This window comes from Pseudomonas sp. AS2.8, from assembly GCF_014190935.1.
Taxonomy (GTDB): Bacteria; Pseudomonadota; Gammaproteobacteria; order Pseudomonadales; family Pseudomonadaceae; genus Chryseomonas.
Window position 1 is genome coordinate 724481 of sequence record NZ_JACHVV010000001.1, and the last position, 26065, is coordinate 750545.

The 26065-nt window shown below is 67.1% G+C and carries 21 protein-coding genes; 3 read left to right on the top strand and 18 right to left on the bottom strand.

The features are described from left to right. Positions 1-18 precede the first annotated feature (18 nt). A complete protein-coding gene (locus tag FHR73_RS03300; protein ID WP_183629556.1) occupies positions 19-4365 on the top strand; it encodes a DEAD/DEAH box helicase in 4347 nt (1448 codons plus the stop codon). A gap of 3 nt (positions 4366-4368) precedes the next feature. Here FHR73_RS03300 and FHR73_RS03305 read toward each other — a convergent pair whose 3' ends face one another. Next, on the bottom strand, positions 4369-5094 hold the full coding sequence (locus tag FHR73_RS03305) for a TorF family putative porin (protein WP_183629557.1): 726 nt from the start codon (positions 5092-5094) through the stop codon (positions 4369-4371). A 470-nt stretch (positions 5095-5564) separates the two neighbouring features. Between FHR73_RS03305 and FHR73_RS22500 the strand changes: the two genes are divergently transcribed. Continuing rightward, complete coding sequence (locus FHR73_RS22500) at positions 5565-5696, top strand: hypothetical protein (RefSeq protein WP_260175588.1); 132 nt, start codon at positions 5565-5567, stop codon at positions 5694-5696. 82 nt (positions 5697-5778) lie between these two features. On the opposite strand, the gene FHR73_RS03310 is transcribed toward FHR73_RS22500, so the two are convergent. The 5 genes from FHR73_RS03310 to FHR73_RS03330 all read right to left on the bottom strand — a co-directional run bounded on the left by FHR73_RS03310 (position 5779) and on the right by FHR73_RS03330 (position 10057). Continuing rightward, entirely contained in the window at positions 5779-6543 is a 765-nt protein-coding gene (locus FHR73_RS03310) for an ABC transporter ATP-binding protein (RefSeq protein ID WP_183629558.1), read from the bottom strand. A gap of 34 nt (positions 6544-6577) precedes the next feature. After that, positions 6578-7690 carry a succinylglutamate desuccinylase/aspartoacylase family protein gene (locus FHR73_RS03315; RefSeq protein WP_183629559.1) on the bottom strand — a complete coding sequence of 371 codons (1113 nt, stop codon included), beginning with the start codon at positions 7688-7690 and terminating at the stop codon, positions 6578-6580. A 37-nt stretch (positions 7691-7727) separates the two neighbouring features. After that, on the bottom strand, positions 7728-8438 hold the full coding sequence (locus FHR73_RS03320) for an ABC transporter permease (protein WP_007158912.1): 711 nt from the start codon (positions 8436-8438) through the stop codon (positions 7728-7730). Continuing rightward, positions 8435-9175 (bottom strand): ABC transporter permease, encoded by a 741-nt coding sequence (locus FHR73_RS03325; RefSeq protein ID WP_133861065.1) that lies wholly within the window; start codon positions 9173-9175, stop codon positions 8435-8437. Before FHR73_RS03325 ends, FHR73_RS03320 begins: the two co-directional genes overlap by 4 nt. Positions 9176-9277: 102 nt before the next feature. Further along, positions 9278-10057, bottom strand: a complete 780-nt coding sequence (locus FHR73_RS03330; protein ID WP_007158910.1) for a transporter substrate-binding domain-containing protein — start codon at positions 10055-10057, stop codon at positions 9278-9280. A gap of 504 nt (positions 10058-10561) precedes the next feature. Between FHR73_RS03330 and FHR73_RS03335 the strand changes: the two genes are divergently transcribed. Further along, positions 10562-11026 carry a hypothetical protein gene (locus tag FHR73_RS03335; protein ID WP_183629560.1) on the top strand — a complete coding sequence of 155 codons (465 nt, stop codon included), beginning with the start codon at positions 10562-10564 and terminating at the stop codon, positions 11024-11026. On the opposite strand, the gene FHR73_RS03340 is transcribed toward FHR73_RS03335, so the two are convergent. From FHR73_RS03340 to nuoI, 12 genes are all read right to left on the bottom strand, one after another. Further along, complete coding sequence (locus tag FHR73_RS03340; protein WP_183629561.1) at positions 10966-12069, bottom strand: FUSC family protein; 1104 nt, start codon at positions 12067-12069, stop codon at positions 10966-10968. The two genes, FHR73_RS03335 and FHR73_RS03340, sit on opposite strands and share 61 nt — an antisense overlap. Before the next feature lie 2 nt (positions 12070-12071). Continuing rightward, positions 12072-13793 (bottom strand): ATP-dependent DNA ligase, encoded by a 1722-nt coding sequence (locus tag FHR73_RS03345; protein ID WP_183629562.1) that lies wholly within the window; start codon positions 13791-13793, stop codon positions 12072-12074. After that, positions 13790-14809, bottom strand: coding sequence for a ligase-associated DNA damage response exonuclease (locus FHR73_RS03350; RefSeq protein WP_183629563.1), 1020 nt, complete (start codon positions 14807-14809; stop codon positions 13790-13792). Before FHR73_RS03350 ends, FHR73_RS03345 begins: the two co-directional genes overlap by 4 nt. Positions 14810-14869: 60 nt before the next feature. Further along, complete coding sequence (gene cobA / locus FHR73_RS03355; RefSeq protein WP_183629564.1) at positions 14870-15616, bottom strand: uroporphyrinogen-III C-methyltransferase; 747 nt, start codon at positions 15614-15616, stop codon at positions 14870-14872. A gap of 252 nt (positions 15617-15868) precedes the next feature. Next, positions 15869-17539: a bifunctional protein-serine/threonine kinase/phosphatase gene (locus FHR73_RS03360; protein WP_183629565.1), complete on the bottom strand. Its 1671-nt coding sequence runs from the start codon at positions 17537-17539 to the stop codon at positions 15869-15871. 73 nt (positions 17540-17612) lie between these two features. Next, on the bottom strand, positions 17613-19646 hold the full coding sequence (locus FHR73_RS03365; protein WP_183629566.1) for a M13 family metallopeptidase: 2034 nt from the start codon (positions 19644-19646) through the stop codon (positions 17613-17615). A 149-nt stretch (positions 19647-19795) separates the two neighbouring features. Then, the gene (gene nuoN / locus FHR73_RS03370; protein ID WP_183629567.1) at positions 19796-21247 is read right to left on the bottom strand and encodes an NADH-quinone oxidoreductase subunit NuoN; all 1452 of its coding nucleotides are present in this window, start codon (positions 21245-21247) and stop codon (positions 19796-19798) included. 7 nt (positions 21248-21254) lie between these two features. Continuing rightward, positions 21255-22787, bottom strand: a complete 1533-nt coding sequence (gene nuoM, locus FHR73_RS03375; protein WP_183629568.1) for an NADH-quinone oxidoreductase subunit M — start codon at positions 22785-22787, stop codon at positions 21255-21257. 27 nt (positions 22788-22814) lie between these two features. Next, a complete protein-coding gene (nuoL, locus tag FHR73_RS03380; protein ID WP_183629569.1) occupies positions 22815-24662 on the bottom strand; it encodes an NADH-quinone oxidoreductase subunit L in 1848 nt (615 codons plus the stop codon). Further along, the gene (gene nuoK / locus FHR73_RS03385; protein WP_183629570.1) at positions 24659-24967 is read right to left on the bottom strand and encodes an NADH-quinone oxidoreductase subunit NuoK; all 309 of its coding nucleotides are present in this window, start codon (positions 24965-24967) and stop codon (positions 24659-24661) included. The genes nuoL and nuoK overlap by 4 nt, the downstream gene beginning before the upstream one ends. 25 nt (positions 24968-24992) lie before the next feature. Then, the gene (gene nuoJ / locus FHR73_RS03390) at positions 24993-25505 is read right to left on the bottom strand and encodes an NADH-quinone oxidoreductase subunit J (protein ID WP_027599799.1); all 513 of its coding nucleotides are present in this window, start codon (positions 25503-25505) and stop codon (positions 24993-24995) included. Between the two features lie 9 nt (positions 25506-25514). Beyond that, positions 25515-26063 carry an NADH-quinone oxidoreductase subunit NuoI gene (nuoI, locus tag FHR73_RS03395; RefSeq protein ID WP_017642306.1) on the bottom strand — a complete coding sequence of 183 codons (549 nt, stop codon included), beginning with the start codon at positions 26061-26063 and terminating at the stop codon, positions 25515-25517. Positions 26064-26065 lie beyond the last annotated feature (2 nt).

Below are 26065 nucleotides of genomic sequence, written 5' to 3' on the forward strand. Positions count from 1 at the left end.
CACTCCCATATTGGGCGCATGACCTCGAATTCGCCTGCCACCGTCCTGGCGGACTTTCACGAAGCGCCACGCAGCTGGTTCACCACGCGCTTTCCCGCCCCGACCGAGGCGCAGCTGCAGGCCTGGCCGGCCATTCGCGCCGGCGCCTCGGTGCTGGTGGCGGCCCCCACCGGCTCGGGCAAGACGCTGACCGCCTTCTTCGCCGTGCTGGATGGCCTGGTGCAGGAGTCCTTGCAGGAAGGCGGCCTGCCCGAGGCCTGCCTCTGGCTCTATGTGTCACCGCTCAAGGCCCTGTCCAATGACATCCGCCTCAATCTCGAAGAACCCCTGGCCGGCATCGGCGCGGCGCTGGAGGCACGGTCCCTGCCGCCGCTGGCGTTGCGCACGGCGGTGCGTACCGGCGATACCCCGCAGAAGGAGCGGGCCGCCATGCGCCGGCGGCCGCCGCACCTGCTGGTCACCACCCCCGAATCCCTCTATGTGCTGCTGGGTTCGGATTCCGGGCGACGGATGCTGGCCAGCGTGCGCGGCGTCATCGTCGACGAGATCCATGCCATCGCCGATGGCAAGCGCGGCAGCCACCTGACCCTGAGCCTGGCCCGACTGGAGGCCCTGACCGGGCAGCCACTGCAGCGCATCGGCCTGTCCGCCACCCAGAAGCCGCTGGCCGCCGTAGCCGCCTTTCTGGTCGGGCGCGATGCTCAGGGTCAGCCCCGGCCCTGTACGGTGATCGACATCGGCCACCAGCGCGCCCGCGACCTGGCGCTGGAGGTGCCGCCCCTTCCCCTGGAGGCCATGCTGTCCACCCAGGCCTGGGAGCTGGTCTACGACCGCCTGGCCGAACTGGCCGAGGCGCACCGCACCACCCTGGTGTTCGTCAACACCCGCCGCCTGGCCGAGCGCATGGCCCGGCAGCTCTCGGATCGCCTCGGCAATGCCCAGGTCGCCGCCCACCACGGCAGCCTGGCCAGGGAGCAGCGACTGGACGCCGAGCAGCGCCTCAAGCGCGGCGAATTGCGCCTGCTGCTGGCGACCGCTTCCCTGGAGCTGGGCATCGACATCGGCGAGGTCGACCTGGTCTGCCAGATCGGCTCGCCGGGTTCCATCGCCGCCTTTCTGCAACGGGTCGGCCGCGCCAATCACCAGGTCGGCGGGCTGCCCAAGGGACGGCTGTTTCCCACCTCGCGCGATGACCTGGTGGAGTGCGTGGCGCTGCTCGACTGCGTGCGGCGCGGTGAGCTGGATACCCTGCACATCCCCGTGGCGCCCCTGGACGTCCTGGCCCAGCAGCTGGTGGCCGAGGTCGCCTGCCAGGAGTGGTCGGAAGAAGGCCTGCTGGCCGTGCTGCGCCAGGCCGAACCCTATGCGGCGCTGAGCGAAGCCGACTACCGGGCCGTGGTGGAAATGCTCAGCCAGGGCTATACGGATCGCCGCGGTCCGCGCGCCGCCTACGTCCATCGGGATGCGGTCAACGGACTCCTGCGTGGCCGTCGGGGCGGCAAGGCGACCGCGGTGATGAGCGGTGGCACCATCCCGGAGAGCGGCGATTTCAGCGTGCTGCTCGAACCCCAGGGCCATACCGTCGGCAGCGTCAACGAGGACTTCGCCTTTGAAAGCCTGGTGGGCGATGTCTTCCAGCTGGGCAACACCGCCTACCGCATCGTCAAGATTGAGGGCAGCAAGGTGCGGGTGGAGGATGCCAAGGGACAGCCGCCCAACATTCCCTTCTGGCATGGCGAGGCGCCAGGGCGCAGCGATGAGCTGTCAGCCGGGCTCGCGCGGTTGCGCGCGGAGCTCGAACCCCTGCTGCCCGGCGCTGACGAGCCCCCGGAGCCGGCCATCGCTCGGATCGGCGCGGCCTATGACCTGGAGGAGGGCGCCGCTCGCCAACTGGTGGACTATCTCGGGCGCGCCCGCCTGGCGCTGGGCGCCTTGCCGACCCAGCAGACCCTGGTGATGGAAAGATTCTTCGACCAGGCCGGCGGCATGCAGCTGATCATCCATGCGCCCTTCGGCAGCCGTATCAACCGCGCCTGGGGCCTGGCCCTGCGCAAGAGATTCTGCCGCACTTTCAATGTCGAGCTGCAGGCGGCGGCGACCGAGAACGCCCTGATCCTGTCGCTGGCGACTAGCCACAGCTTCGTGCTCGACGAGGTCTGGCGCTATCTGCATCCGGCCAGCGCCGAGACCGTGCTGATCCAGGCGCTGCTCGACGCCCCGCTGTTCGCCGTGCGCTGGCGCTGGAACGCCACCACGGCCCTGGCCCTGCCGCGCTTCAACGCCGGGCGCAAGGTGGCCACCCAGGTGCAGCGCATGCGCAGCGAAGACCTCCTGGCCACGGTCTTTCCCGATCAGGCGGCCTGCCTGGAAAATCTCGCCGGCGAGCGGCAGGTGCCGGAGCATCCGTTGGTCCGCCAGACCCTTGATGACTGCCTGCACGAATCCCTCGACAGCCGCGGCTGGCTGGCCCTGCTGGCACGCATCACGGCAGGCCGGCTGACCCTGCTGACCCGCGACCTGCCGGGACCCTCGCCACTGGCTGCCGAGGTGCTCACCGCCAAGCCCTATGCCTATCTGGACGACGCGCCCGTCGAGGAGCGGCGGACCCTGGCGGTGCAGAATCGTCGATTCGGCGGCGCCGATCCCGACGAGCTGGGCGCCTTGGATCCGGCGGCCATCGCCCTGGTCCGGGAGGAAGCCTGGCCGCGGCTGGAGAGCGCCGATGACCTGCACGAAGCCCTGCTCGGCGTCGGCTTCCTCACCGAGGCCGAAGTCGCACCGCAGCAGGCCCAGGCGCGCCAGCTGGTCAAGGCCGGGCGGGCAGGGCGGCTGCGGCTGCCGACGGCGACCCTCTGGATCGCGGCCGAGCGACTGCCGTTGGTTCAGGTGCTGTTTCCGGGAGCCACCACGGAACCGGCGCTCGAGGCGCCGCCAGGTTTCGCAGCACCCGCGGATGCCGAGGCGGCCCTGGTCGAGCTGCTGCGCGCGCGCCTCACCGCCCTCGGCCCGATGGACCAGGATGGCCTGGCGGCTAGCCTCGGGCTGCCGCCGGCGCAGCTCACGCCGGCGCTGCTGGCCCTGCAGGGCGAGGGCTATGTCCTGCAGGGGCGCTTCACCGCGGCAGGCAGTAGCGTGGAGTGGTGCGAACGCCACCTGCTGGCACGGATCCATCGCTATACCCTGGGGCGCCTGCGCAAGGCCATCGAGCCGGTAGCCCTGGCCGACTACCTGAGATTTCTGCTGGAGCACCAGCATCTGGCCGGTCCGGCGACCCTCAGAGGCAGCGAGGGCCTGGAGCAGGTGATCGGCCTGCTGGAAGGTTTCGAGGTCGCCGCCGCCGGCTGGGAAGGCGAGATCCTGCCCAGTCGCCTGCCGAGCTATCAGTTCACCTACCTCGATGACCTCTGTCGCGCCGGTCGGGTGGTCTGGCTGCGCCTGCCCCAGGCGGGGCGTGGCGGTAGCGGACCGGTCAAGGGTTCGCCCATCGTCCTGCTGCCGCGGCGGCACCTGGCCGATTGGAACGGCCTGACCGAGCCCACCGGCAGCGAGACGCTGTCACCCAAGGCGCAACGGGTGCTGGAGGTGCTGGCGCGCCGCGGCGCCTCCTTCTTCGATGAACTGCTCGGCGAGGCGCGCCTGCTGCGCAGCGAGCTGGAGACGGCCCTGGGCGAGCTGGTGGGGGCCGGTGCGGTCAACGCCGACAGCTTCGCCGGCCTGCGCGCCCTGCTGCAGCCGGCGGCCAAGCGCGGCAGCGGTCGCAGCGGTTCGCGCCGTGGACGCATGGCGCTCTATGGCGGGATGGAGGATGCCGGCCGCTGGGTCGCCTTGCGGCCCGCCGAGGCGCCGGGCGAGGCGCGGCTGCCCGATGCGCTGCTGGAGCGCCTGGTCGGGCTGCTGCTGCGCCGCTATGGCGTGCTCTGCTGGCAGCTGCTGCAGCGGGAGAGCGCCGTTCTGCCGCCCTGGCGCGATCTCCTGCGTGCCTGCCATCGCCTGGAAGCCCGCGGCGAGATCCGCGGTGGTCGCTTCATTGCCGGTCTCTCCGGCGAGCAATTCGCCGATCCGGCCGCCATCGCCCCCCTGCGCGAGTGGCGCCAGCGCCCGGCGGAGGATCTGTGGGTGTGCGTCTCGGCGCTGGATCCGCTCAATCTGGTCGGTACCCTGCTGCCCGGCGCCAAGGTGCCCGCCGTGGCCGGCAATCGCCTGCTCTATCGCGACGGGGTGCCCATCGCCGCGCGGGTAGGGACGAAGGTCAGCTGGCTGGTGGAGCTGGAAGCCGGGGAGCAGGTGCGGGCGCGGCAGGCCCTGCAGCAACTGGGGCGGGAACGGCCCCAGGTCGGCATCGGGCGCAGCCTGCTGCGGCAGTAGCGACTAGAAGAAGGGGTGCGAGGCCTTGAGCATCAGGGCGCTGTCGCAGTAGGTGTTGTGGCCCGAATACACCGAGCAGTCGGCGCCTCTCAGGCTGGTGCCGCTGTAGGTCAGGTTGAACAGGGTGTTCACCCACTTGCGACTCAGATTCACCGACCAGTCGTTGAAGCTGCGCACCATGCCGCCGCTGTCCAGGGTCGAGGGCACATCCAGCACATAGTTGGTGTACTTGAGCGAGACACCCGTCTTGATCAGCGGCAGCGTCCCCAGGTCGGCATAGACCGAGGCGTTGTGGCGCCCCGGGTCATTGGCGAAGGCGGCGCCCAGGCGCTTGCCATAGACGGTCATCCCGGAATACAGCTCGCGGCTGGGATCGACGTTCTGGATCAGGTTGCTGTAGTTGATCACGCCCAGCTCGTAGCCATAGCCGGGTGCGAAGCGGTGCTTGTAGCCCGCGTAGGTGTCCATCTCCAGCAGCGGCGCATCCGCGGACGAGGCATTGTTGGTCGTCCACTGGCCGAAATACAGCCCGCTGTCGTGGGTGAGATCGAAGCCACCGCCCATCCCGGCGGAATTCGGTGCAACCAGGCCCTGGGCCATGCTGCGTGACGGCGCCGTGCCCATCTTCAGATCGAAATCCCCTACCTCGCGCTGCATGCCCCAGCTAGCCGCCAGCGCCGGACTGGCCAGCAGCCCGAGCACGATGAAGAAAGGTAAGGATCTGGTCATGGGAGCACTCCTGCCGTGCCGGTCACGCTAACTTGAAAGAGGATGTGATGGGGATAACAACAAGCAGGGAGAACATCGAGGTGCGAGCACCCTGATGACATCGTTGTTATTGGATGAGAAACCGCGGCTAACCCGTTATCGTCCCTCGATGATAACCAACGATGGCGGCATATTTTCACCATTCGTCAGTTTTCGTGTCGAGAATTGAACTCGTTACCGGTATCAAGACAGGCGGATTTGATATGGGTTCCGATAACAATCAGCGGAGGTTCGCCAGGCTGGCGTCAGAGCGGCAACCGCGCTGTCTGCCGGAAAAAGACACACTTTTTGACAAAGCGCAGCCCTGTTGCGACGAACAACCGCATGTGGGTGGATTGAATCGACCCGAGAAGACTCAATATTGTGGAGGAGGGCAGCAAGCTCTGCCCGCCAAGGCTGTCCCTGATTGAGCGCTGGCTCGAGGAGTTTTCATGAACGATCGTATACAAGCTCTGATGCTGGACCTGCTCGCTCGACTTGGTCTGGTCAAGGCCATCCCGATTCCCAGCCGTGAACGCGAGCAGCTGCCTGCCCAGCGTCGTCGCCAGCAGCAGCGCCGCTAAGGCCACCCGGCCTTGATGGACGCGAATCCGGCCGGTTGGAGCCGTCCGGGTCGCGCAGGGTCCCCGGGGCGGGGACCCAGGCTTACTTGAGGTTGCCGCTGAGGAACTGGCGCAGGCGTTCGCTACGCGGGCTGACCAGCACTTCGCTGGGCGGACCTTCTTCCTCCACCACCCCCTGGTGCAGGAACAGCACCTGGGAAGAGACCTCGCGGGCGAAGGCCATCTCGTGGGTCACCATGAGCATGGTGCGTCCCTCTTCCGCCAGGGCGCGGATCACCTTCAGCACCTCGCCGACCAGTTCCGGGTCGAGCGCCGAGGTGGGCTCGTCGAACAGCATGATCTCCGGCTCCATCGCCAGGGCGCGAGCGATGGCGACTCGTTGCTGCTGGCCGCCGGAAAGGAAGGCCGGATACTGGTCGGCGACCCGCGGCTGCAGACCGACCTTGTCCAGGTATTTGCGGGCGCGCGCTTCGGCTTCCGCCTTGCTGATGCCCAGCGCCTTGCGCGGCGCCAGGGTGATGTTGTCCAGCACGCTCAGGTGACTCCAGAGATTGAAGTGCTGGAAGACCATGGCCAGGCGGGTGCGCAGATTCTGCAGCTGGGCCGCATCGGCCACCCGGACGGCGCCGCGATCCTCGGCCATGCGGATGGTCTCGCCATCCAGGGTCATGGTCACGGCGTTGGGCTGCTCGAGGAAGTTGATGCAGCGCAGGAAGGTGCTCTTGCCCGAGCCACTGGCGCCGATCAGGCTGACCACATCGCCGGTCTTGGCCTTGAGCGAGACGCCCTTGAGCACTTCGTGGTCGCCGTAACGCTTGTGCAGGCCTTCGACGGTCAGTTTGTACATGGATAGGAATTCCACAGCTGAAAAGGGGTAGGGGTCACGGCGAGAGCAGGTAGCCGCTGCGATAGGCCTCGGTGCCCGCCACATGGGCGATCACCATGCCGGCCGTGGCCATGCGGCGATTGGAGCGCGCATAGAGGATGCCGGCGACCGCGCTGCGCACCTCTTCGACGCTATCGCTGATGGGGTCCACGACCTGCGCCAGCACCTGGCCGACCGCGATACGTTCGCCCACCTGGGCCTTGAGCACGAGCACACCGCCCTGGGAGGTCGCCACGGGCTCCACGGCCGCCAGCGGAGTGGCCGGTTGCAGCAGCGGTGGCAGCGGGGCGGCGGTGCCGCTCAGGAAGCCCTGGTGGCGCAGGTAGTTGACGATGGCCTCGGCATCCGCCGCGGCGAGTTCGTCGCGCACGTCCAGCTGGCCGCGCAACTCCAGGGTCACCGACAGGCTGCCCAGGGGCAGACGCTCGCCAAAGCGCTGGTTGAGATTCCACCAGAGCAGGGTGAAGCATTCATCGAAGGACTGGCCGCCCGAATCGGTGGCGAGCAGGCTGGCTTCGGAACCGAAGTAGCGCGCCAGCGGTTCGACCTGGGGCCAGGCTTCCGGCGTGGTGTAGAGGTGGGCCACGGCGTCGAAATCGCAGTGCAGATCGAGCACCACCTCGGCGTCGCAGGCCAGGCGCTGCAGGGTCAGACGCTGACTGTCGAGCTGGGTGGTGGCGGATTCCGCGGCCAGGGCCGTGCGGAAGGCCTCGCGCACCAGCGCCTGGTTGGCACTCACGTCGTCGCCGAGGCGTTCGCTGATGGCGGCCTCGACCTGGGCGGTCATGTCGCGGAAGCGGCGATTGAAGTTCTGCCCGCTTTCCAGCTCGTAGCGACCGAGGTGGACGTCGGCGACATGCTGGTCCTGACCGATGGGGTTGGCCACCGGTACCAGGACCACCTCCGCCAGGAGCTCACCGGCGGCTTCCAGCGCCCGGAGGCGCTGCTTGAGGTGCCAGGCGGTGAGCATGCCGGGCAATTCGTCGGCATGCAGCGAGGCCTGGATATAGACCTTGCGGCCACTGTCGGCGGGACCGAAGTGGAAGCTGTGGATGCAGCGCTCGGTGCCCGGGACCGGGGCGACCAGCGGATGGGTGAGATGGCGCATGACAACTCCGGAGCCGCGCCAGGCGCGGCCGCTTGGGTCAGTGGGTCGGGCCGAGGAAGGCCAGCCAGCGGCGCTCCGCCAGGCGGAACAGGCCGATCAGGATGAAGGACACCGCCAGGTACAGCAACGCGGCCAGGCCGAAGGCCTGGAAGGTCAGGAAGGTGGCGGTGTTGGCGTCGCGGGCGATCTTGAGCAGGTCCGGCACCGTGGCGGTGAAGGCCAGGGTGGTGGAGTGCAGCATCATGATGACTTCGTTGCTGTAGAAGGGCAGCGAGCGGCGCAGCGCCGACGGCAGGATCACGTGCACGTACAGGCGCCAGCCATCCAGGCCGTAGGCCTTGGCCGCTTCGACCTCGCCGTGGGGGGTGTTGCGAATGGCCCCGGCGAAGATCTCGGTGGTGTAGGCGCAGGTGTTCAGGGCGAAGGCCAGGATGGTGCAGTTCAGGCCGTCGCGGAAGAAGCTGCCCAGCATCGGCTGGTCACGCACGAAGCCCAGGCTGTAGATGCCGGTGTAGCAGATCAGCAGCTGCAGATAGAGCGGGGTGCCGCGAAAGACGTAGGTGTAGAAGCCGATCGGCCAGCGCAGCCAGCGGCGCTCCGAGACCCGGGCCACCGACAGCGGCACCGAGACGATGAAGCCGATCACCACCGAGGCCACCAGCAGCCAGAGGGTCATGGCCAGGCCGGTGATGTGGTAGCCATCGGTCCACAACAGCGGTTTCCAGTATTGCTGCAGGAGTTCGATCATCGCTTGGCCTCCCGCACGCCGACGTGATAGCGCCGTTCCAGGGCCCCGAGGATGGCATTGGTCACGGCGGTGATGAGCAGATAGATGACGCCGGCGACGATCAGGAAGTAGAACAGCTTGAAGGTGCCCTTGCCGGCCTCCTGGGAGGCGCGGACCAGATCGGCCAGGCCGATGATGGAGACCAGCGCGGTGGCCTTGAGCAGCACCTGCCAGTTGTTGCCGATGCCGGGCAGGGCGAATCTCATCATCTGCGGAAAGGTGATCAGGGTGAAGGTCTGCCAGCGGCTCAGCCCGTAGGCCAGGGCGGCTTCGCCCTGGCCGCGCGGCACGGCGAGGATGGCGCCGCGAAAGGTCTCGGTGAAGTAGGCGCCGTAGATGAAGCCGAGGGTGGCGATACCGGCGGCCATGGGATCGATGTCGATGTAGTCCCAGCCCATGTAGTCGGTGAGGGCGCCCAGCCAGTTCTGCAGGCTGTAGAAGATCAGCAGCATCAGCACCAGATCGGGCACGCCACGGATCAGGGTGGTGTAGCTCTGGGCAATGAAACGCAGGGGCGCGAGGCGCGACAGCTTGGCCGAGGCGCCGAGCAGGCCGAGGATGACCGCCACGATCAGCGCGAAGCCGGCGAGCTTGAGGGTCGTCAGGGTGCCTTCCAGGATCAGCGGGCCGTAGCCATGCAGGCTGAGCGTGCCCAGTCCGATGGACTGCAAGAAGGAGTCGAAGGAATTCTGCTGCATGCGTCTTGGGGGAATCGCCTGGTGAGGCCGCCGGCGCGGAGGGCGCCGGCGGTCATACGTAAAACGCCCCCGGCGGCACCGGGGGCGTCTGCCGAACCGACCTTACTTGGGATCGTAGAGGTTCAGGTCGCCGAAGTACTTCTTCTGGATCTTGTCGTAGGTGCCGTCGGCGTGGATGGCCGCGATACCCTTGTTGACGAAGGTCTTGAACTCGTCGTTGCCCTTGCGGATACCGATGGCGGTATCGGCCGGCAGCAACTCGTCGTGGATGGCGGTGTTGGTGTAGCCCTTGCCCTGGGGCGACTTCATGAAGCCGCCTTCGGCCTGCAGCATGTCCTGCATGGCGACGTCGATACGACCGGACACCAGGTCGGCATAGACCTGATCCTGGTTCTGGTAGCTCTGGACGTTGACCCCGTTGGGCGCCAGCTTCTGCTTGGCGAAGGTTTCCTGGATGGTGCCCTGCTGCACGCCCACGGTCTTGCCCTTCAGGCTTTCCGCGGTGGCCTGCAGGTTGGCGCCTTCCTTAGTGACCATGGAGGAGGGGCCCGACCACAGCAGGTCGGAGAAGTCGATCTGTTCGGCACGGGCCGGGGTCTTGGTCAGCGAGGACAGGATGCCGTCGAACTTGCGCGCGCGCAGGCCGGGGATCAGGCCGTCGAAGTCACTCACCACCCACTTGCACTTCACTTCCAGCTTTTCGCAGATGGCGTTGCCCAGCTCGATGTCGAAGCCGACGAAGCTGCCATCGGCGGCCTGGGATTCGAAGGGCGGATAGGTGGTATCCACACCGAAGCGGATCTCTTTCCATTCCTTGGCCATCGCCGAACCGGCGGCCAGACACAGGGCGAGCGCAGAGAGAGTCAGCCAGCTTTTTTTCATGTCGGATCCTAGTGCGAATGTGGATGAAATCATGGCGCCAGTACGACGCCCGTGCCCTCGCGGGAGCAATAAGCTTACCAGTCGGCGAAGATCGTCCCAAATCTGTACGCGGTTGCCGCGTTGGTTACATCCTGTAGCAGCCGACCCCGCCGAGCGGCGCGCATTATGCACCGGAAAGGCGCGGCTTTCCTGCCCGGCGCGGACGAACGCACCGCTTTGGGTCTAAAAATATACGCATGCGCCAAAGGTGGGCAGAAAGGTAGCAGAAGGCCCGCTTCGCCAAGACAGCCTATCTGTTCGGTAGCAGTAACGGTGGGCAGCTGTGTGCAAAGGAAACGGGAGCGAAGCCAGATGAGCTTTAGCGAAAAGACTTGGACCTTCAGCAGGATTCAGGCGCTGAGCGTCCATCGACGCTGCCATGTGCGCCGGCCATGGGTGACGGCGACCGGCCTGCTCGGCTGCCACAAGGCACTGGGCTAGCCGGTGGCGCGGAGCCTGGGCAGGTTGCCGGCGCTGGTCGTCCTGGCCGCGCTCTATGGGGCGCTGCATGACCAGCTCAGCTATGGCCTGGGTCCGGATTACTTCGATTGCTTGAAATTTCCGCAATTCGGGCTGCTCGATAGCGAGTTGGCGCCCCGCTGGCGAGCCGTCCGGGTCGGCCTGCAGGCCGGCGCGGCGGCAGGACTGCCCCTGGGCCTGGCGCTGCTCTGGCTGGCACGCGGGCGTCCTGCCGGTGACGGCTATCTCTGGCGCGGCAGCGCGACCGTGCTGCTCGGGGCGCTGGGCTGCGCCGTGCTGGGCCTTGGCCTGGGTTGGCTCGCGCTGGACCTGGGCAGCGTCCTGCGGATGCCGGACTGCGTTCAGGACCGCAGAGGTTTCCTGTTGGCGGCCTGGATGCACGATGGCAGCTACCTGGGCGCTTTGCTGGGGTTGCTGGTGTTCGCCTGGCGCAACCGGCGTCGCCGCTGAAGCCGGGCGATGATCCGTGCGACGCCGGCTTCGAGCGCCAGAAAGAGCAGGGCGACCGAACCGCCGAGCAGGGTGCTGCCGATCCGTTCGCGGGCGATGCTCGCCTCGGGGGCGCCAGCCAGGGCGACCATCAGTACCGTGGTGCCGGTGATGAACAGCGTCTGCAGCGAGTAGCGACCGTCCTGCAGCAGATAGGCGCCCGCCGCGCACAGCAGGCAAACAGCGGCCAGGACGATGGGGGTATCGTCGAGCCAGACCACCGCGCCCGCCAGCAGGCAACCGGCCAGGGTACCGCCCAGTCGACCCAGGCCGCGCCGCCAGGTGTCGCCCAGTCGCGGCTTGAGCACCAGCAGCGCGGTCATCGGCGCCCAGTAGCCGTGGCCGTAATCGAGCAGGCCGGTCAGGGTCTGGCAGAGGGCGACCACGGCGGCGGCATAGAAGCCGTAGCGGCCGAGCCGAAATCTGTCCTCGAACAGCACCACCACGTCCCTGAGGTGGGCCTTGAGGGAGCCGGTGCGCAGCCGCCACTGGGAGCGATAGAGTGTCTTTTGCACCAGGGCGAAAAGCAGCAGTTGCAGCAGCCCGCCGCCGAGTACCAGGCCGCCCCGCAGCAGGGCCTGGTGCAGGTCACCGGGAAAGCCGCCCGCCACCAGCAGGGCCACCGTCCATTGCTGGGTGATCCACCAGGGGCCATTGCCCACGGCGAACAGCCAGGCGCAACAGGCCGCCCACAGGGCGCCGGCCAGGACCAGCGTCGGCAGCTGATGACCCAGCAGGGAGCCGACCACGGCGGAAAAGGCCATGCCCAGCGCCGCCACCAGCATGGGCGCCAGGGGTTCGGCGGCAAAGCTCTTGTAGGCGCCGAAGCCGACGGTGTAGGCGCCACCCAGGGCCACCACGCAGGGGAGCCAGGCCCCGGTCCAGCCGCCGGCGAGCAGAATCGCCGCCACGGCCGGCAGGCAGGCGAGTGCCAGGGCCCAGCGCGGTTCCCGCGGCGCGCCTATGGCGCCATCGGCCACCGGCGGCGCTGTCTGGCCAGCCATCGCTAGGCCAGCAGATTCTGCAGGATGTCGAGGGTGTCGGCTTCGGCCACCGGCTTGTCGTGGCGCCAGCGCAGCATCCGCGGAAAGCGCACGGCGACGCCGCTCTTGTGGCGCTTGGACAGGGCGATGCCTTCGAAACCCAGTTCGAACACCAGGGTCGGCTCGACGCTGCGTACCGGGCCGAACTTCTCCACCGTGGTGCGCCGGACGATGGCGTCCACCTTGCGCATCTCTTCGTCGGTGAGGCCGGAGTAGGCCTTGGCGAAGGGCACCAGGGTGCGTTCGCTACTCTCCGGCGGGCCGTCCCAGACGGCGAAGGTGTAGTCGGAATAGAGACTCGCGCGCCGCCCGTGGCCGCGCTGGGCATAGATGAGCACCGCATCCACCGAGAAGGGATCGACCTTCCACTTCCACCAGGTACCCATATCCTTGGTGCGACCGACGCCATAGAGCGAATCCTGGGCCTTGAGCATCATGCCTTCGACACCCAGGGTGCGGGAGGCCTCGCGCTGGCGGGCGAGGTCCTGCCAGTCTTTGCCGTGCAACAGGGGCGAGGGTCTCAGCAGCGGACTGGCGCAGCGCGCCACCACCCGCTCCAGCTCGACGCGGCGCTGGCGTTGCGGCTGGCTGCGCAGGTCGTGGCCCTGCCATTCCAGGAGATCATAGGCGAGCAAGATGACCGGCACGTCCTCGAGGATCTTCTTGCCCAGGGTCTTGCGGCCGATGCGTTGCTGCAGCAGGGCGAACGGCTGCACGCCGAAGGGGATGGGCGCGGCCGGATCGCGACCGTCCTGCTGCTCGCTCACTTCCTCGCTGCTGAGCAGGGCGTCGGGCGCGGCGTCTTCCTTCCAGACCACGATCTCGCCGTCGATCACGGTGCCGTCGGGCAGCGATTCGGCGAGGGGATGCAATTCGGGAAAGCGATCGGTGACCAGGTCTTCGCCCCGCGACCAGATCCACAGGCGACCGTCGCGCTTGACCAGCTGGGCGCGGATGCCATCCCACTTCCATTCCACCTGCCAGTCCTCGGCCGGACCCAGTTGCGCCTCGAACTGGTCCTCCGGCAGTTGCAGGGCGTGGGCGAGAAAGAAGGGATAGGGCTGGCCGCCGCGCTGCGCATGCTCGTCCGGACTTTCCGGGGCGACCAGGCGGGCATAGCCCTCGGCGGTGGGGCGGTGGGAGAGATCGGTATAGCCCACCAGGCGCTGGGCGACGCGCTTGGGATCCAGGTCCGCCAGGGTCGCCAGGGCGCGGGTCACCAGCAGCTTGGAGACACCGACGCGGAATTCGCCGGTGATCAGCTTGATGCAGACCATCAGGCTCTGCCGATCCAGCTGGCCCCACAGTGGCGGCAGGCGCTCGGCCAGCTCCTCCGGTAGCAGGCCGCGCAGGGGCAGCAGGTACTCTTCCAGCCAGAAGGCCAGGCCCTCGGCATTGGCGGCGTCGGCGGTGGGAATCAGCAGTGCCATGGTTTCGGCCAGGTCGCCCACCGCCTGGTAGCTCTCTTCGAACAGCCACTCCGGCAGCCCGGAGAGGGCCATGGTCAATTCGCGCAGCTGCCGGGTCGGCACCAGCCGGCGCGGACGGCCGCCGGCGAGGAAGTACACCGCCCAGGCGGCATCCGCGGCCGGGGCGCTGCCGAAGTAGTCCACCAGGGCCGCGAGCTTGGCATTGCTGGAGGTGGTAGCGTCGAGGCGTCCATAGAGTTCGGCGAAGGCCTTCATGCCTGGGCCTCCGCGGCGACGGGGGTGTCGTCTTCCTCACCGTATTCGGTGGTGAAGCCCTGGGCGTCGAGGCCCTTGTCGCGCAGGTAGCGCACCAGGGTGGCGACGGAGCCATGGGTGACCATCACCCGCTCGGCGCCGGTCTGCTCGATGGCCCACAGCAGGCCCGGCCAGTCGGCGTGGTCGGAGAGCACGAAGCCGCGATCCACGCCGCGCCGGCGGCGGGTGCCGCGCAGCATCATCCAGCCGCTGGCGAAGGCGTCGCTGTGCTCGCCGAAGCGGCGGATCCAGGTGCTGCCGCCGGCCGAGGGCGGCGCGATGATCAGCGCCTGGCGCAGCGTCGGGTCGCTCTTCTTGAAGTCACCGGCGTAGTGGGTTTCCGGGATGCGGATGCCGGCTTCGCGGTAGACCCGGTTCAGCGGTTCCACCGCGCCATGGGCGAGGATGGGACCGATCTCCGGATCCAGGCCGTGCAGCAAGCGTTGCGCCTTGCCGAAGGCATAGCTGTAGAGGACGCTGGCCAGCCCCTGGGCCTGGTTGGCGCGCCACCATTCGTTGACCTCGGCGAAGATCTCCGCCTGGGGACGCCAGCGATAGATCGGCAGGCCAAAGGTGGATTCGGTGATGAAGGTGTGGCAGCGCACCGGCTCGAAGGGGGTGCAGGTGCCATCGGGTTCGACCTTGTAGTCGCCCGAGGCCACCCAGACCTCGCCGCGGTACTCCAGGCGCACCTGGGCCGAGCCCAGCACATGGCCGGCCGGGTGGAAGCTCAGCCTGACCCCGTGATGGTCGATGACCTCGCCGTATTCCAGGGTCTGGAGATTGATATCGGCACCCAGCCGGGCGCGCAGGATGCCGGCGCTGCCAGAGGTGGCGAGATAGTGGCCGTTGCCTACCCGGGCGTGGTCGCCGTGGCCATGGGTGATGACCGAACGCTCCACCGGATGCCAGGGATCGATGTAGAAGTCGCCGGGCGGGCAATAGAGGCCGTCCGGTCGGGCGATGACGAGGTCCATGGGCGCCGCTCTGCTGGGGAATACCCATAGGAACGGCGGCTGGGCTCCGGAGTTCGCCGCTCAGGCCTGGGCGGCGAAGCTCAGGGCCTGTTGCAGGGCGGCCTGGCCGACCACCTCGCCGATCACCAGGATCGCCGGACTGCGCAGCTGGAAGAGGGCGGCGTCCACCTGCAGGTCCTGCAGGGTCGAGCGGCACTCGCGCTGGTCCGGCAGGGAGGCGTTCTCGATCATGGCCACCGGCGTGGTCAGCGCGAGACCGCCGTCCAGCAGGCCCTGCTGGATCTCGGCCAGGCGCGCCACGCCCATGTAGACCACCAGGGTGGTGCCGGTGGCCGCCAGGGCCGGCCAGTTGGGTGCGCTGTCGTCCTGGGTGTGGGCGGTGACCAGGGTCACGCCACGGGCCACGCCTCTCAGGGTCAGGGAGATGCCGCAGGCGGTGGCGCCGGCCAGGCCGGCGGTGATGCCGTTGACGATATCGCTGGCGACGCCGCGCGCGGCAAGCCATTCGGCTTCTTCGCCGGCGCGACCGAAGATGCAGGGGTCGCCGCCCTTGAGCCGGGCCACGCATCGGCCTTGGCGGGCATAGCGCAGCATCAGGCGGTGGATGAAGGCCTGGGGCGTGGAGCGGCAGCCGCCGCGCTTGCCGACGCGGATCACCCGGGCGGTCGGGCAGTGTTCGAGCACCGCCGGATTGACCAGGTCATCGATCATCACCACCTCGGCCTCGCCCAGGGCGCGCACCGCCTTGAGGGTCAGCAGCTCGGGATCGCCGGGGCCGGCACCGATCAACCAGACTTTCCCACTCATGTAGTGACCTCTCGTTTCCAGGGTGGCGACTGTAACGCAAAAAAAAGGCGTCCCGCTGCAAGCAGCTGGGACGCCTTCGTCCGGAAGGTCTTTCCTCGCCGTTGAAGAAAGACCTATGTGTACTGTGGAATTGCAGGCTTCATGCCAAGGCCCGGATCCGTCCTTTCAGGCGGTTTGCGGCTGGAAATGGGCATCCAGCTGCCTCTTTTGGGCGCAGCGTGCTGCAAAAGAGGGCATGACGCCGCGACGTCTTTAGTGCCGATAGAGCCAGAGCAGCACCAGCAGCAGATTCAGCAGCAGCGAACCGGCAGCCACGATCTGCCAGGTACGCAGGGGATCGCGCTGCAACAGCGGCAGCGGGCGGGCCAGGGGTTGGCGCTCGCCCTGCTCCAGCAGCAGCAGGGCTTCTTCGGCGGTTTCGAAGCGGTCGCCGGGATCGACCGCCACGGCGCGCTGCAGCCAGTCGTCGAGCCAGGCGGGTACATCCGGACGTCGGCGCAGGGCACTGGCGGGCGCGCCGAAGCGTGGACGCTGGAAGGGTTCGACCTCGCCGTACGGATAGCCGCCGGTGAGCAGCTGATAGAGGGTCACCCCGGTCGCATAGAGATCCTGGGCCGGACTTGGCTCGGCGCCCTCGAAGGACTCCGGCGCCCGGTAGCTGGGGGTGCCCGGGCTGTCATGCAGATCCTCGGACAGCTGCGGGCAGTAGGCCAGGCCGAAGTCCAGCAGGCGCAGTTCGCCATCCTGGCCGCGATGCAGGTTGTCCGGCTTGATGTCGCGGTGAAGGATGTTGCGTCTGTGCAGCTGGCCGAGGGCCCGCAGCAGGCGGGAGGCGACGTCCAGCCAGTCGGCCAGGGCCAGGGGGCCTTCGCTGCGTAGCTGCTGCGCCAGGGTGCGACCGGCATATTCCCGTTGCACGAAGTAGAGATGCGCCCGCCGCGGCAACGGATGGACCTCGACGAAGGCACGCCCGGCGACCCGGCGCAGGAACCACTCCTCCATGAGCAGGGCATGACCGGCCAGGGTGTCGAATTGCAGCGCCGCGGGCAGGGTCTTGAGCAGCCAGGGACGGCCACCCTCGTCCTTGACCCGGTAGAGCAGCGATTGCCGCGACTCGGCCAGGCGCTCCACCACCGTCCAGCCCTCGAAGGACTGGCCGGGCTTAAGCGCCGGCAAGGGCGGCCAGGTGTCGGCGCTGGCCAGGGTATCGGCCAGGGACACCTCGGGTAGGCTGTCGACCCGTACCAGCAGGGCGCTGGCGTTGTCCTGGCCACCGGCATGCAGGGCGCCGGCCACCAGGGCCTGGGCAGTGGCATCCAGCTCCGTGACGCCATCGACCAGGATCCGCCTCATGCTGTCTTCGCCCAGCGCGGCCCAGACGCCATCGCTCACCAGGAGCAGGGTTTCGCCGGCTTCCAGCTCGCCTTCGCGAAAGTCCACCACCAGATGGTTCTCCAGCCCCAGGGCGCGGGTCAGCACATGCTGCATGCCGGCCTGCTGCCAGACGTGATCGACGGTGAGACAGGTCAGCCGGTCGCCGTGCCAGCGGTAGGCGCGGCAGTCGCCGACGTGGGCCAGGGTATAGCGGCGTCCACGGATCACCAGGGCGGTGAGGGTGGTCAGCAGCGGCTGGCCATTGCCCGCGGCCTGCAGCCAGCGATTCTGCGCCAGCAGCAATCGCTCCAGGGCCTGGGCCACCGGCCAGGTCTCCGGCGTCGAATAGTAATCTTGGGCCAGCGCCTGGAGAGTGGCGCGGGCGGCCAGGCCACCGTCCGGACAGCCGCTGACGCCATCGGCGAGGGCGAACAGATGCCCCTTAGTCGCCGCCAGCGCCGCGCTGGGCTGGACACTGCGCAAGGCATCCTGATTCTCCTTGCGCGGACCGGTCGCGGTGGCTTCGGCGAAGGCGAGTTCTAGAGGCATGTAGGGGGCGCCGGAGAGGAAAGAAGGCGGGCGATGCAAAAGCGATACCCGCCCGCCGGACGCCCCTGGGCCGTCACCAGATTTCCACGCGTTTCTCGTCCGGCCGGACCATGGCATCGCCCGCCTTGCAGCTGAACGCCTGGGCAAAGGACGGCATGTTGGATGGCGCGCCGAGCGCACGGAATCTCATGGGCGCATGGGGATCGGTGTTGAGGAACAGGCGGGCCTGCTCTTCACGGATCGAACCCCGCCAGACCCGCGCCCAGTTGAGGAAGAAGCGCTGCTGCTGGGTATAGCCGTCGATCTTGCGTTTCGCTTCCTCGGGCTTCTTCGCCAGGGCCAGTTGCAGGGCGTCGTAGGCCGCATTGATGCCGCCGAGGTCGCCGATGTTCTCGCCCAGGGTGAGCTTGCCGTTGACGTGCAGCTCCGGATGGTCCGGCAGCGGCTGGTAGTTGTCGAACTGCTCCACCAGCTTGCCAGTGCGCGCCTCGAAGGCCTTGCGATCGGCCGGGGTCCACCAGTCGACCTGATTGCCGGCGCCATCGAACTTGCTGCCCTGGTCATCGAAGCCATGGCTGGCCTCGTGGCCGATCACCGCGCCGATACCGCCGTAGTTGATGGCGTCGTCGCCGTCCGGATGGAAGAACGGCGGCTGCAGGATGGCCGCGGGGAAGTTGATGGTGTTGTCGGTGGGGCTGTAGTAGGCATTCACCGTCTGCGGGTACATGCCCCATTCCTGGCGATCGGTGGGCTTGCCGATCTTGTCCAGGTCATGGCGATAGTTGAAGCGCGAGGCGGCTTCCAGGTTGGCATAGAATCCCTGGGGCTTGAGCGTCAGGCCGCTCCAGTCACGCCAGCGTTCCGGATAGCCGATCTTGGGCAGGAAGCTGTCCCACTTGGCCAGTGCCTTCTGCTTGGTTTCCGGGCTCATCCAGTCGAGCTGCTCGATGCGCGCCTTGAGCGCCAGCATCACGTTGTCCACCAACTCCTGGGCGCGGGCCTTGGCCTGGGGCGAGAAATGCTCCTGCACATAGAGCTGGCCGAGGCCTTCGCCCATGGCGCCGTTGACCGCGCGCAGCACCCGCTTCCAGCGTTCGCTCTGCTGCTGCTGGCCGCTCAGGGTCTTCTGGTTGAATTCGAAGCTTTCCTGCTGGAACGGCCTGGACAGCAGTGGGGCGGCGTCATCGATCACATGGGCGCGCAGATAGGCCTGCCACTGCTCGATGGGGGTCTCTGCCAGCATGCGGTCGAATTCGGCGAAGAAGCCCGGCTGGGACAGCGAAAAGCCCTGCTGGCCGGTGACGCCCTGGCTGGCGAAGAAGGCCTGCCAGTCGAAGTGCGGCGTCACCTTGTTGGCGTCGGCGAAGCTCAGGTAGTGATACTGGTTTTCCGGATTGCGCAGGTCGACCGGCTTGACCGAGGCGCGCGCCAGGCGACTTTCGAAGGCCAGCACCAGCTCAGCCTGGGCGGCGGCCTGGGCCTTGGGTACGCCGGTCAGCACCAGCAGCCGGGCGATGTGGCCGAGATAGGCCTGGCGTAGCTTGGCGTAGTCGGCTTCGGTGTAGTAGTCGGGGGTCGGCAGGCCCAGACCACCCTGATAGGCGTAGGCGATCTGCTGCTTGGCATTCTGGTAGTCGGCGCCGGAGCCGAAGGAGAACACCTGCATGTCGCCGCGGGCGAAGCTCTGTTGCAGGTACTTCACGACATCGGCCGTGGTGCGCAATCCGTCGATGGCCGCCAATTGCGCCTGGATCGGCCGATAGCCGGCCCGCTCGATGGCGGCCTCGTCCATGCCCGAGCGATACAACCAGCCGATCTTCTGTTCCACCGAACCCGCCGCCGCGCGATCCGCCGTGCGGGCGGCGCGCTGCAGGATGGTGTGCTGGTCGTTGAGCGATTTCTCCCCCAGGGCCATGAAGGACCCCCAGCGCGACTTGTCCGGCGGGATCGGATTGGCCGCGACCCATTTTTCATTGACGAAGGTGTCGAGGTCGCTGCAAGCGGTGGCCGGGTCACCGAGTTCGGTGACGTCGAAGACAGGGGCGGCGAAGGCCTGGCTGCCGAGCAGCAGGCCGATGGCGAGGGTGAGGGGTTTCAACGCAGGCATGGGAGAAAAAGGTCTCCTGGAAAGGACAGGGAAAGCAGGGTAGGGGGCGAGGGTAGCGGTCGGGGTGCGACCCTGCCAAGGGCGGGTCTCTTGCGGACCCCAGAAACGACGATCCCCGCCGAAGCGGGGATCGAGGGCAATGTCCTGGATCAGAACACCGTCAGCTGCGCCAGTTGCAGCAGCGGCTGCGGATAGACGCCGAGGACGAAGGTCGCGATGGAAATGGCGATCAGCATCACGCCACCGGCGCGCTGCCCCCAGTTCATCGGCGCATCGTGGCGCTGCAGGCCCTGCTCGGTCAGGTACAGGGTAACCATCACGCGCAGGTAGTAGAACAGGCCGATGGCGCTGCCCAGCACGATGGCTGCGGTCTGCCACCACATGCCCGCTTCCACGCCCACGGTGATGACGTAGAACTTGCCGATGAAGCCGGCGGTGAGGGGAATGCCCGCCAGGGACAGCATCATCACCGTCAGCGCCGCGGTCAGGTACGGACGGCGCCAGAACAGGCCGCGGTACTCGAACAGGGCATCGGCGTCGCGCTGACCGTTGCTCGGGCTGGACATCAGGGTGATCACGCCGAAGGCGCCCAGGCTGGTGAAGACATAGGTCACCAGGTAGACCGCCACGGCTTCCATCGACAGACCTTCGCCCGAGGCCACCGCCACCAGCAGGTAGCCGAAGTGGGAGATGGAGGAGTAACCCAGCAGACGCTTGAGGTTGCTCTGCATCAGCGCCAGCAGGTTGCCCACCAGCATAGAGGCGATGGCGATGAAGGCGATGGCATCGTGCAGCCAGCCGTCTTCGGTGGCCATGGGCATGGTTTGGAACACCCGCACCAGCACGGCGAACACGGCGACCTTGCTGGCGGTGGCCAGGAAGGCGCCGACCGGAGCCGGGGAGCCCTCGTAGACGTCCGGGGTCCAGAGGTGGAAGGGCACCAGCGACAGCTTGAAGCCGAGACCGACGATCAGCATGCCGAGGCCGATTTCCATCAGCAGGCCGGTGCTCGCCGGGGCGTCCATCTGCATGCCGATGTCGGCGAAGTTCAGGCTGCCGGACTGGGCGTACAGCAGGGCCATGCCGAACAGCAGGATGGCCGAGCCGGCGGCGGACAGCACCAGGTACTTCATGCCGGCTTCCAGGGAGCGGCGATTGAAGTAGCTGTAGGCCACCAGGCCGTAGACCGGTACCGACAGCAGTTCCAGACCGATGAACAGGCCGGCGACGTTCTGCGCCGCCACCAGCACCAGACCCCCGGTGGCGGAGATCAGCAGCAGCAGGTACAGCTCTTCACGGTTGCCCGGATAGCCTTCCATGTAGGCATGCGACAGGGTCATGCAGGCCAGGGTGGCGATCAGGATCAGCGCCATGTAGAAGCAGGTGAAGCCGTCGATGCGCAGCAGCGGGGTGACGTCGATGGCACCGACGCCAAGGGCCGGGATGCAGGACAGCAGGGCCAGGTTGAGACCGATCACGCCCAGGGTGGGAATGAGGGTGTGATCCCGCCGCCAGGCGATGCCCAGCATCACCACCACGGCGGTGAAGCCGGTGATGATGATCGGCAGGAGGGCGATGAAGTGTTCGTAGGTAAAGGTCATGGCGCTCTTACCGGGCGGAAACGAGAGAGGAGAAGGCTTCGCCGAGCCACTGCTGGACACCGGCCATGCTCGCGGCCGAGGTATCCAGCACCGGCTGCGGATAGACGCCCAGCAGCACCAGCAGCACGCCAAGCAACAGCAGCATCGACAGTTCCCGTGCGTTCAGACCCGGCAGGGCGCCTTCGGCCTTGGCCGGACCGAAGTAGGCGCGGTGGATCATGATCAGCGAGTAGACCGAGGCGAACACCAGGCCGAAGGTGGCGATGACGGTGATCATCGGCACCACCGGGAAGGCGCCCAGCAGGATCAGGAATTCGCCGACGAAGTTGCCGGTACCCGGCAGACCCAGCGAGGCCGAGGCGAAGAACAGACTCAGCGCCGGCAGGTAGGGCACCCGTGCCCAGAGCCCACCCATCTGGCGCATGTCACGGGTGTGCATGCGCTCATAGAGCTGGCCGCAGAGGATGAACAGACCGGCGGCGGAGAGGCCGTGGGCGATCATCTGCACCACCACGCCCTGCAGCGCCTGGGGGCTGCCGGAGTAGATGCCGATCAGCACGAAGCCCATGTGCGAGACGCTGGAGTAGGCCACCAGGCGCTTGATGTCGGTCTGGGCGAACGACAGGATGGCGCCGTAGAAGATGCCGATGATGCCCAGCCACATGGCGATCGGCGCGAATTCCGCCGAGGCGTTGGGGAACAGCGGGATGGCGAAGCGCAGCAGGCCGTAGGCGGCGGTCTTCAGCAGGATGCCGGCGAGGTCGACGGAACCGGCGGTCGGCGCCTGGGCGTGGGCATCCGGCAGCCAGGAGTGCAGCGGCACCACCGGCAGCTTCACCGCGAAGGCGATGAAGAAGCCCAGCATCAGCAGGTATTCCAGCTTGGGATCCAGCTGCAGTTGCAACAGGTCTTCGTAGTCGAAGGTCAGGACGCCGGTGGCACCGTAGTTCACCAGCACCAGGGCGATGATCGCCACCAGCATGATCAGGCCGCTGGCCTGGGTAAAGATGAAGAACTTGGTGGCAGCGGTGATGCGGCTCTTCTTGCCGTCCGCGGAGCTATGGCCCCACAGCGCGATCAGGAAGTACATCGGCACCAGCATCATTTCCCAGAAGAAAAAGAACAGGAACAGGTCCAGGGCCAGGAACACCCCCACCACGCCGCCGATGATCCACAGCAGGTTGAGGTGGAAGAAGCCGACGTGGCGCTGCACTTCGCGCCAAGAGCAGGTCACCGCCAGCACACCGAGCAGCCCGGTGAGCAGGATCATCAGCAGCGACAGGCCATCGAGGCCGAAGTGCAGGCTGATGCCGAAGCGCGGAATCCAGTTCATCTGGAATTCCGCGGTCCAGGCGGTATCGGCGCCAGGGGCCGGAGCCAGGCTGTAGTCGCCGTGGGCCCACAGCCAGAGGCCGAGCACTAGCTCCAGCAGCATGGTGAACAGGGCGATCCAGCGGGGCACCAGCGGGCCGGTCTTTTCCGTGAGGAAACAGAGCAGGCCGCCGATGAAGGGGATCAGGATTAGCCAGGGCAGAAGCATGACGTGTACTTATCCTTAGTCAGGGGGTCAGGCCAGCAGCAGCGCGCCGAGCAACAGCACGGCGCCTCCCACGATGGAAGCCGCGTACCAGCGCAGACGGCCGTTCTCGGTGATGCTCAGTGCCAGGTTGCCGCCGCGGGCCAGCATCGGGATCAGGCCGATGGCCTGGTCGAAGGGATCGCGACGCAGCAGGCGGGTCAGCAGCAGGTACGGCTTGACGAAGATCAGGTCGTACAGCCAGTCGAAGCCCCAGGCGTGATACCACCAGGTCCCGAAGAAGCGACCCGGCGCGCTCTTGGCCAGGCCGTTCACGAAGGAACGCTTGCCGAGGAAGAGCAGGGCGGCCAGCAGGATACCGGCGATGGCGATGGCCCCCGAGGTGATCTCCAGGGAATGCTTGGCTTCGCCACCGGCATGGCCGATCGATTCCGGCAGCACGCCCGCCAGTGGCGGCACGATCATCGCGCCGACAAAGGTCGAGAGCACCAGCAGTACCGCTAGCGGCAGGTTGTGGGCGATGCCGTGGCCAGCATGGGCCTCGGTATGCGCCGCGCCATGGAAGGTGATGAAGATCAGGCGGAAGGTGTAGATCGAGGTCAGGAAGGCACCGGCCAGGCCTGCGTAGAGCAGGTAGGTATGACCGCTGGCCATGGCTTCCCAGAGGATCTCGTCCTTGGAGTAGAAACCGGCGGTCACCAGCGGCAGCGCCGCCAGGGCCGAGCCGCCCACCACGAAGCTGGCGTAGGCCAGGGGGATCTTCTTCCACAGGCCGCCCATCTTGAAGATGTTCTGCTCGTGGTGGCAGGCCAGGATCACCGAACCCGAGGCGAGGAACAGCAGCGCTTTGAAGAAGGCGTGGATCATCAGGTGGAAGATCGCCGGTTGCCAGGCGCCGACACCCAGGGCCAGGAACATGTAGCCGATCTGGCTCATGGTCGAATAGGCCAGGATGCGCTTGATGTCGGTCTGCACCAGGGCGGCGAAACCGGCCAGCACCAGGGTCACCGCACCGATGATGCCGACCAGGTGCAAGATCTCCGGTGCCAGCAGGAACAGGCCGTGGGTCCGGGCGATCAGGTAGACGCCCGCGGTCACCATGGTCGCCGCGTGGATCAGGGCGGAGACCGGGGTGGGGCCGGCCATGGCGTCCGCCAGCCAGGTCTGCAGCGGCAGCTGGGCCGACTTGCCGACCGCGCCGCCGAGCAGCGCCAGGGTGGCCAGCACGATCAGCGGATCACCACTGGCGAAGACGTCGGGCGCCTTCTGCAGCAGCTCCTGGATGTCCAGGGTGCCGAGGGTCATGAACAGGATGAACAGACCGAAGGCCATGAAGACGTCGCCGACGCGGGTGACGATGAAGGCCTTCAGCGCCGCGTTGCCGTTAGCGCGCTCGCTGTAGTAGAAGCCGATCAGCAGGTAGCTGCACAGACCCACGCCTTCCCAACCGAAGTACAGCAGCAGCAGGTTATCGCCGAGAACCAGCAGCAACATGCTGAAGATGAACAGGTTGGTGTAGGCGAAGAAGCGCGAATAGCCCTCTTCACCGCGCATGTACCAGGACGCGAACAGGTGGATCAGGAAGCCGACGCCGGTGACCACGCCGAGCATGGTCAGCGACAGGCCATCCAGATAGAGCGCCATGTTGGGCGCGAAGCCCTCCACGTTCATCCACTGCCAGAGGACGAGGGTCAGGTGGCCATCGGTGGGCGGCGCGACGTGGAAGTTCCAGCCGGCCCAGGCGGCGACCAGCGCCGCCAGGCCCACCGAACCCACGCCGATCAGCGCGGAAAGATTCTCCGACAGCCGACCGCGGGAAAAGGCCAGCAGGAAATAGCCGACCAGGGGAAAGGCGAAGGTGAGGGGTAGCAGGTTCATCCGTGCATCTCGCTGGCGGCATCGACGTCGAGGGTGTGGAAGCGGCGATAGAGCTGCAGCAGGATCGCCAGGCCGATACTGGCCTCGGCGGCGGCCAGGCTCAGCACCAGGATGAACATCACCTGGCCGTCGGGAGCGCCCCAGCGGCTACCCGCGACCACGAAGGCCAGGGCGGAGGCGTTCATCATGATTTCCAGACTCATGAGCACGAAGAGGATGTTGCGGCGGACCATCAGGCCCACCAGGCCAAGGGCGAACAGGGCGCCGGCGAGGGCCAGGCCGTGTTCCAGAGGTATGGCGTTCATTGGCTGTTCTCCAGTCCTTGGCGACTCACTCGCCGATCCCGTCTTTGACGTCGCTGCGACCCAGGTGATAGGCCGCGACCAGGGCACCCAGCAGCAGCATGGAGGCCAGTTCGACCGCCAGCAGATAGGGTCCGAACAGGCTGATGCCGACGGCCTTGGCCTCTACCGAGGTATGCCCGATGGCGGCGCCGCCCGGCGTGCGCGAGAGCACCACCAGCAGTTCCACCAGCAGCGCACCGGCAAGGATCGACGGACCTATCCAGACCTTGGGGGTTAGCCACTTGCGTTCCTGCTCGGCGACGACCGGCCCGAGGTTGAGCATCATCACCACGAAGACGAACAGCACCATGATGGCACCGGCGTAGACGATGATCTCCAGGGCGCCGGCGAAGGGCGCGCCCAGGGCGAAGAACACCATGGACACGGCCAGCAGCGAGATGATCAGGTACAGCAGCGCATGCACCGGATTGGTGTTGGTGATCACCCGGAAGGTGGCCAGGACGGCCACCCCAGCGGAGAAATAGAAGGCGAATTCCACGACAGCTCCTTAGGGCAGCAGGCTCTTCACGTTGATCGGCTCTGCCTCGCTCTGCGCGGCACCCTTGGGCTTGCCCGCGATGGCCATGCCGGCCACGCGGTAGAAGTTGTATTCCGGATACTTGCCCGGACCCGAGATCAGCAGGTCCTGCTTCTCGTACACCAGCTCCTGGCGCTTGAACTCGGACATTTCGAAATCCGGGGTCAGCTGGATGGCGGTGGTGGGGCAGGCCTCCTCGCACATGCCGCAGAAGATGCAGCGCGAGAAGTTGATGCGGAAGAACTCCGGGTACCAGCGACCGTCTTCGGCTTCGGTCTTCTGCAGCGAGATGCAGCCGACCGGGCAGGCCACGGCGCACAGGTTGCACGCCACGCAGCGCTCCTGGCCGTCGGGGTCACGGGTGAGCACGATGCGGCCCCGGTAGCGCGGCGGCAGGTACACGGGTTCCTCGGGGTATTGCAGGGTGTCGCGCTTGCGGAAGGCGTGGCCGAAGACCATCACGATGCTGCGCAACTGGGTGTAGGTGCCATGCAGGACGTGCAAGATTTCCTTGATCATGA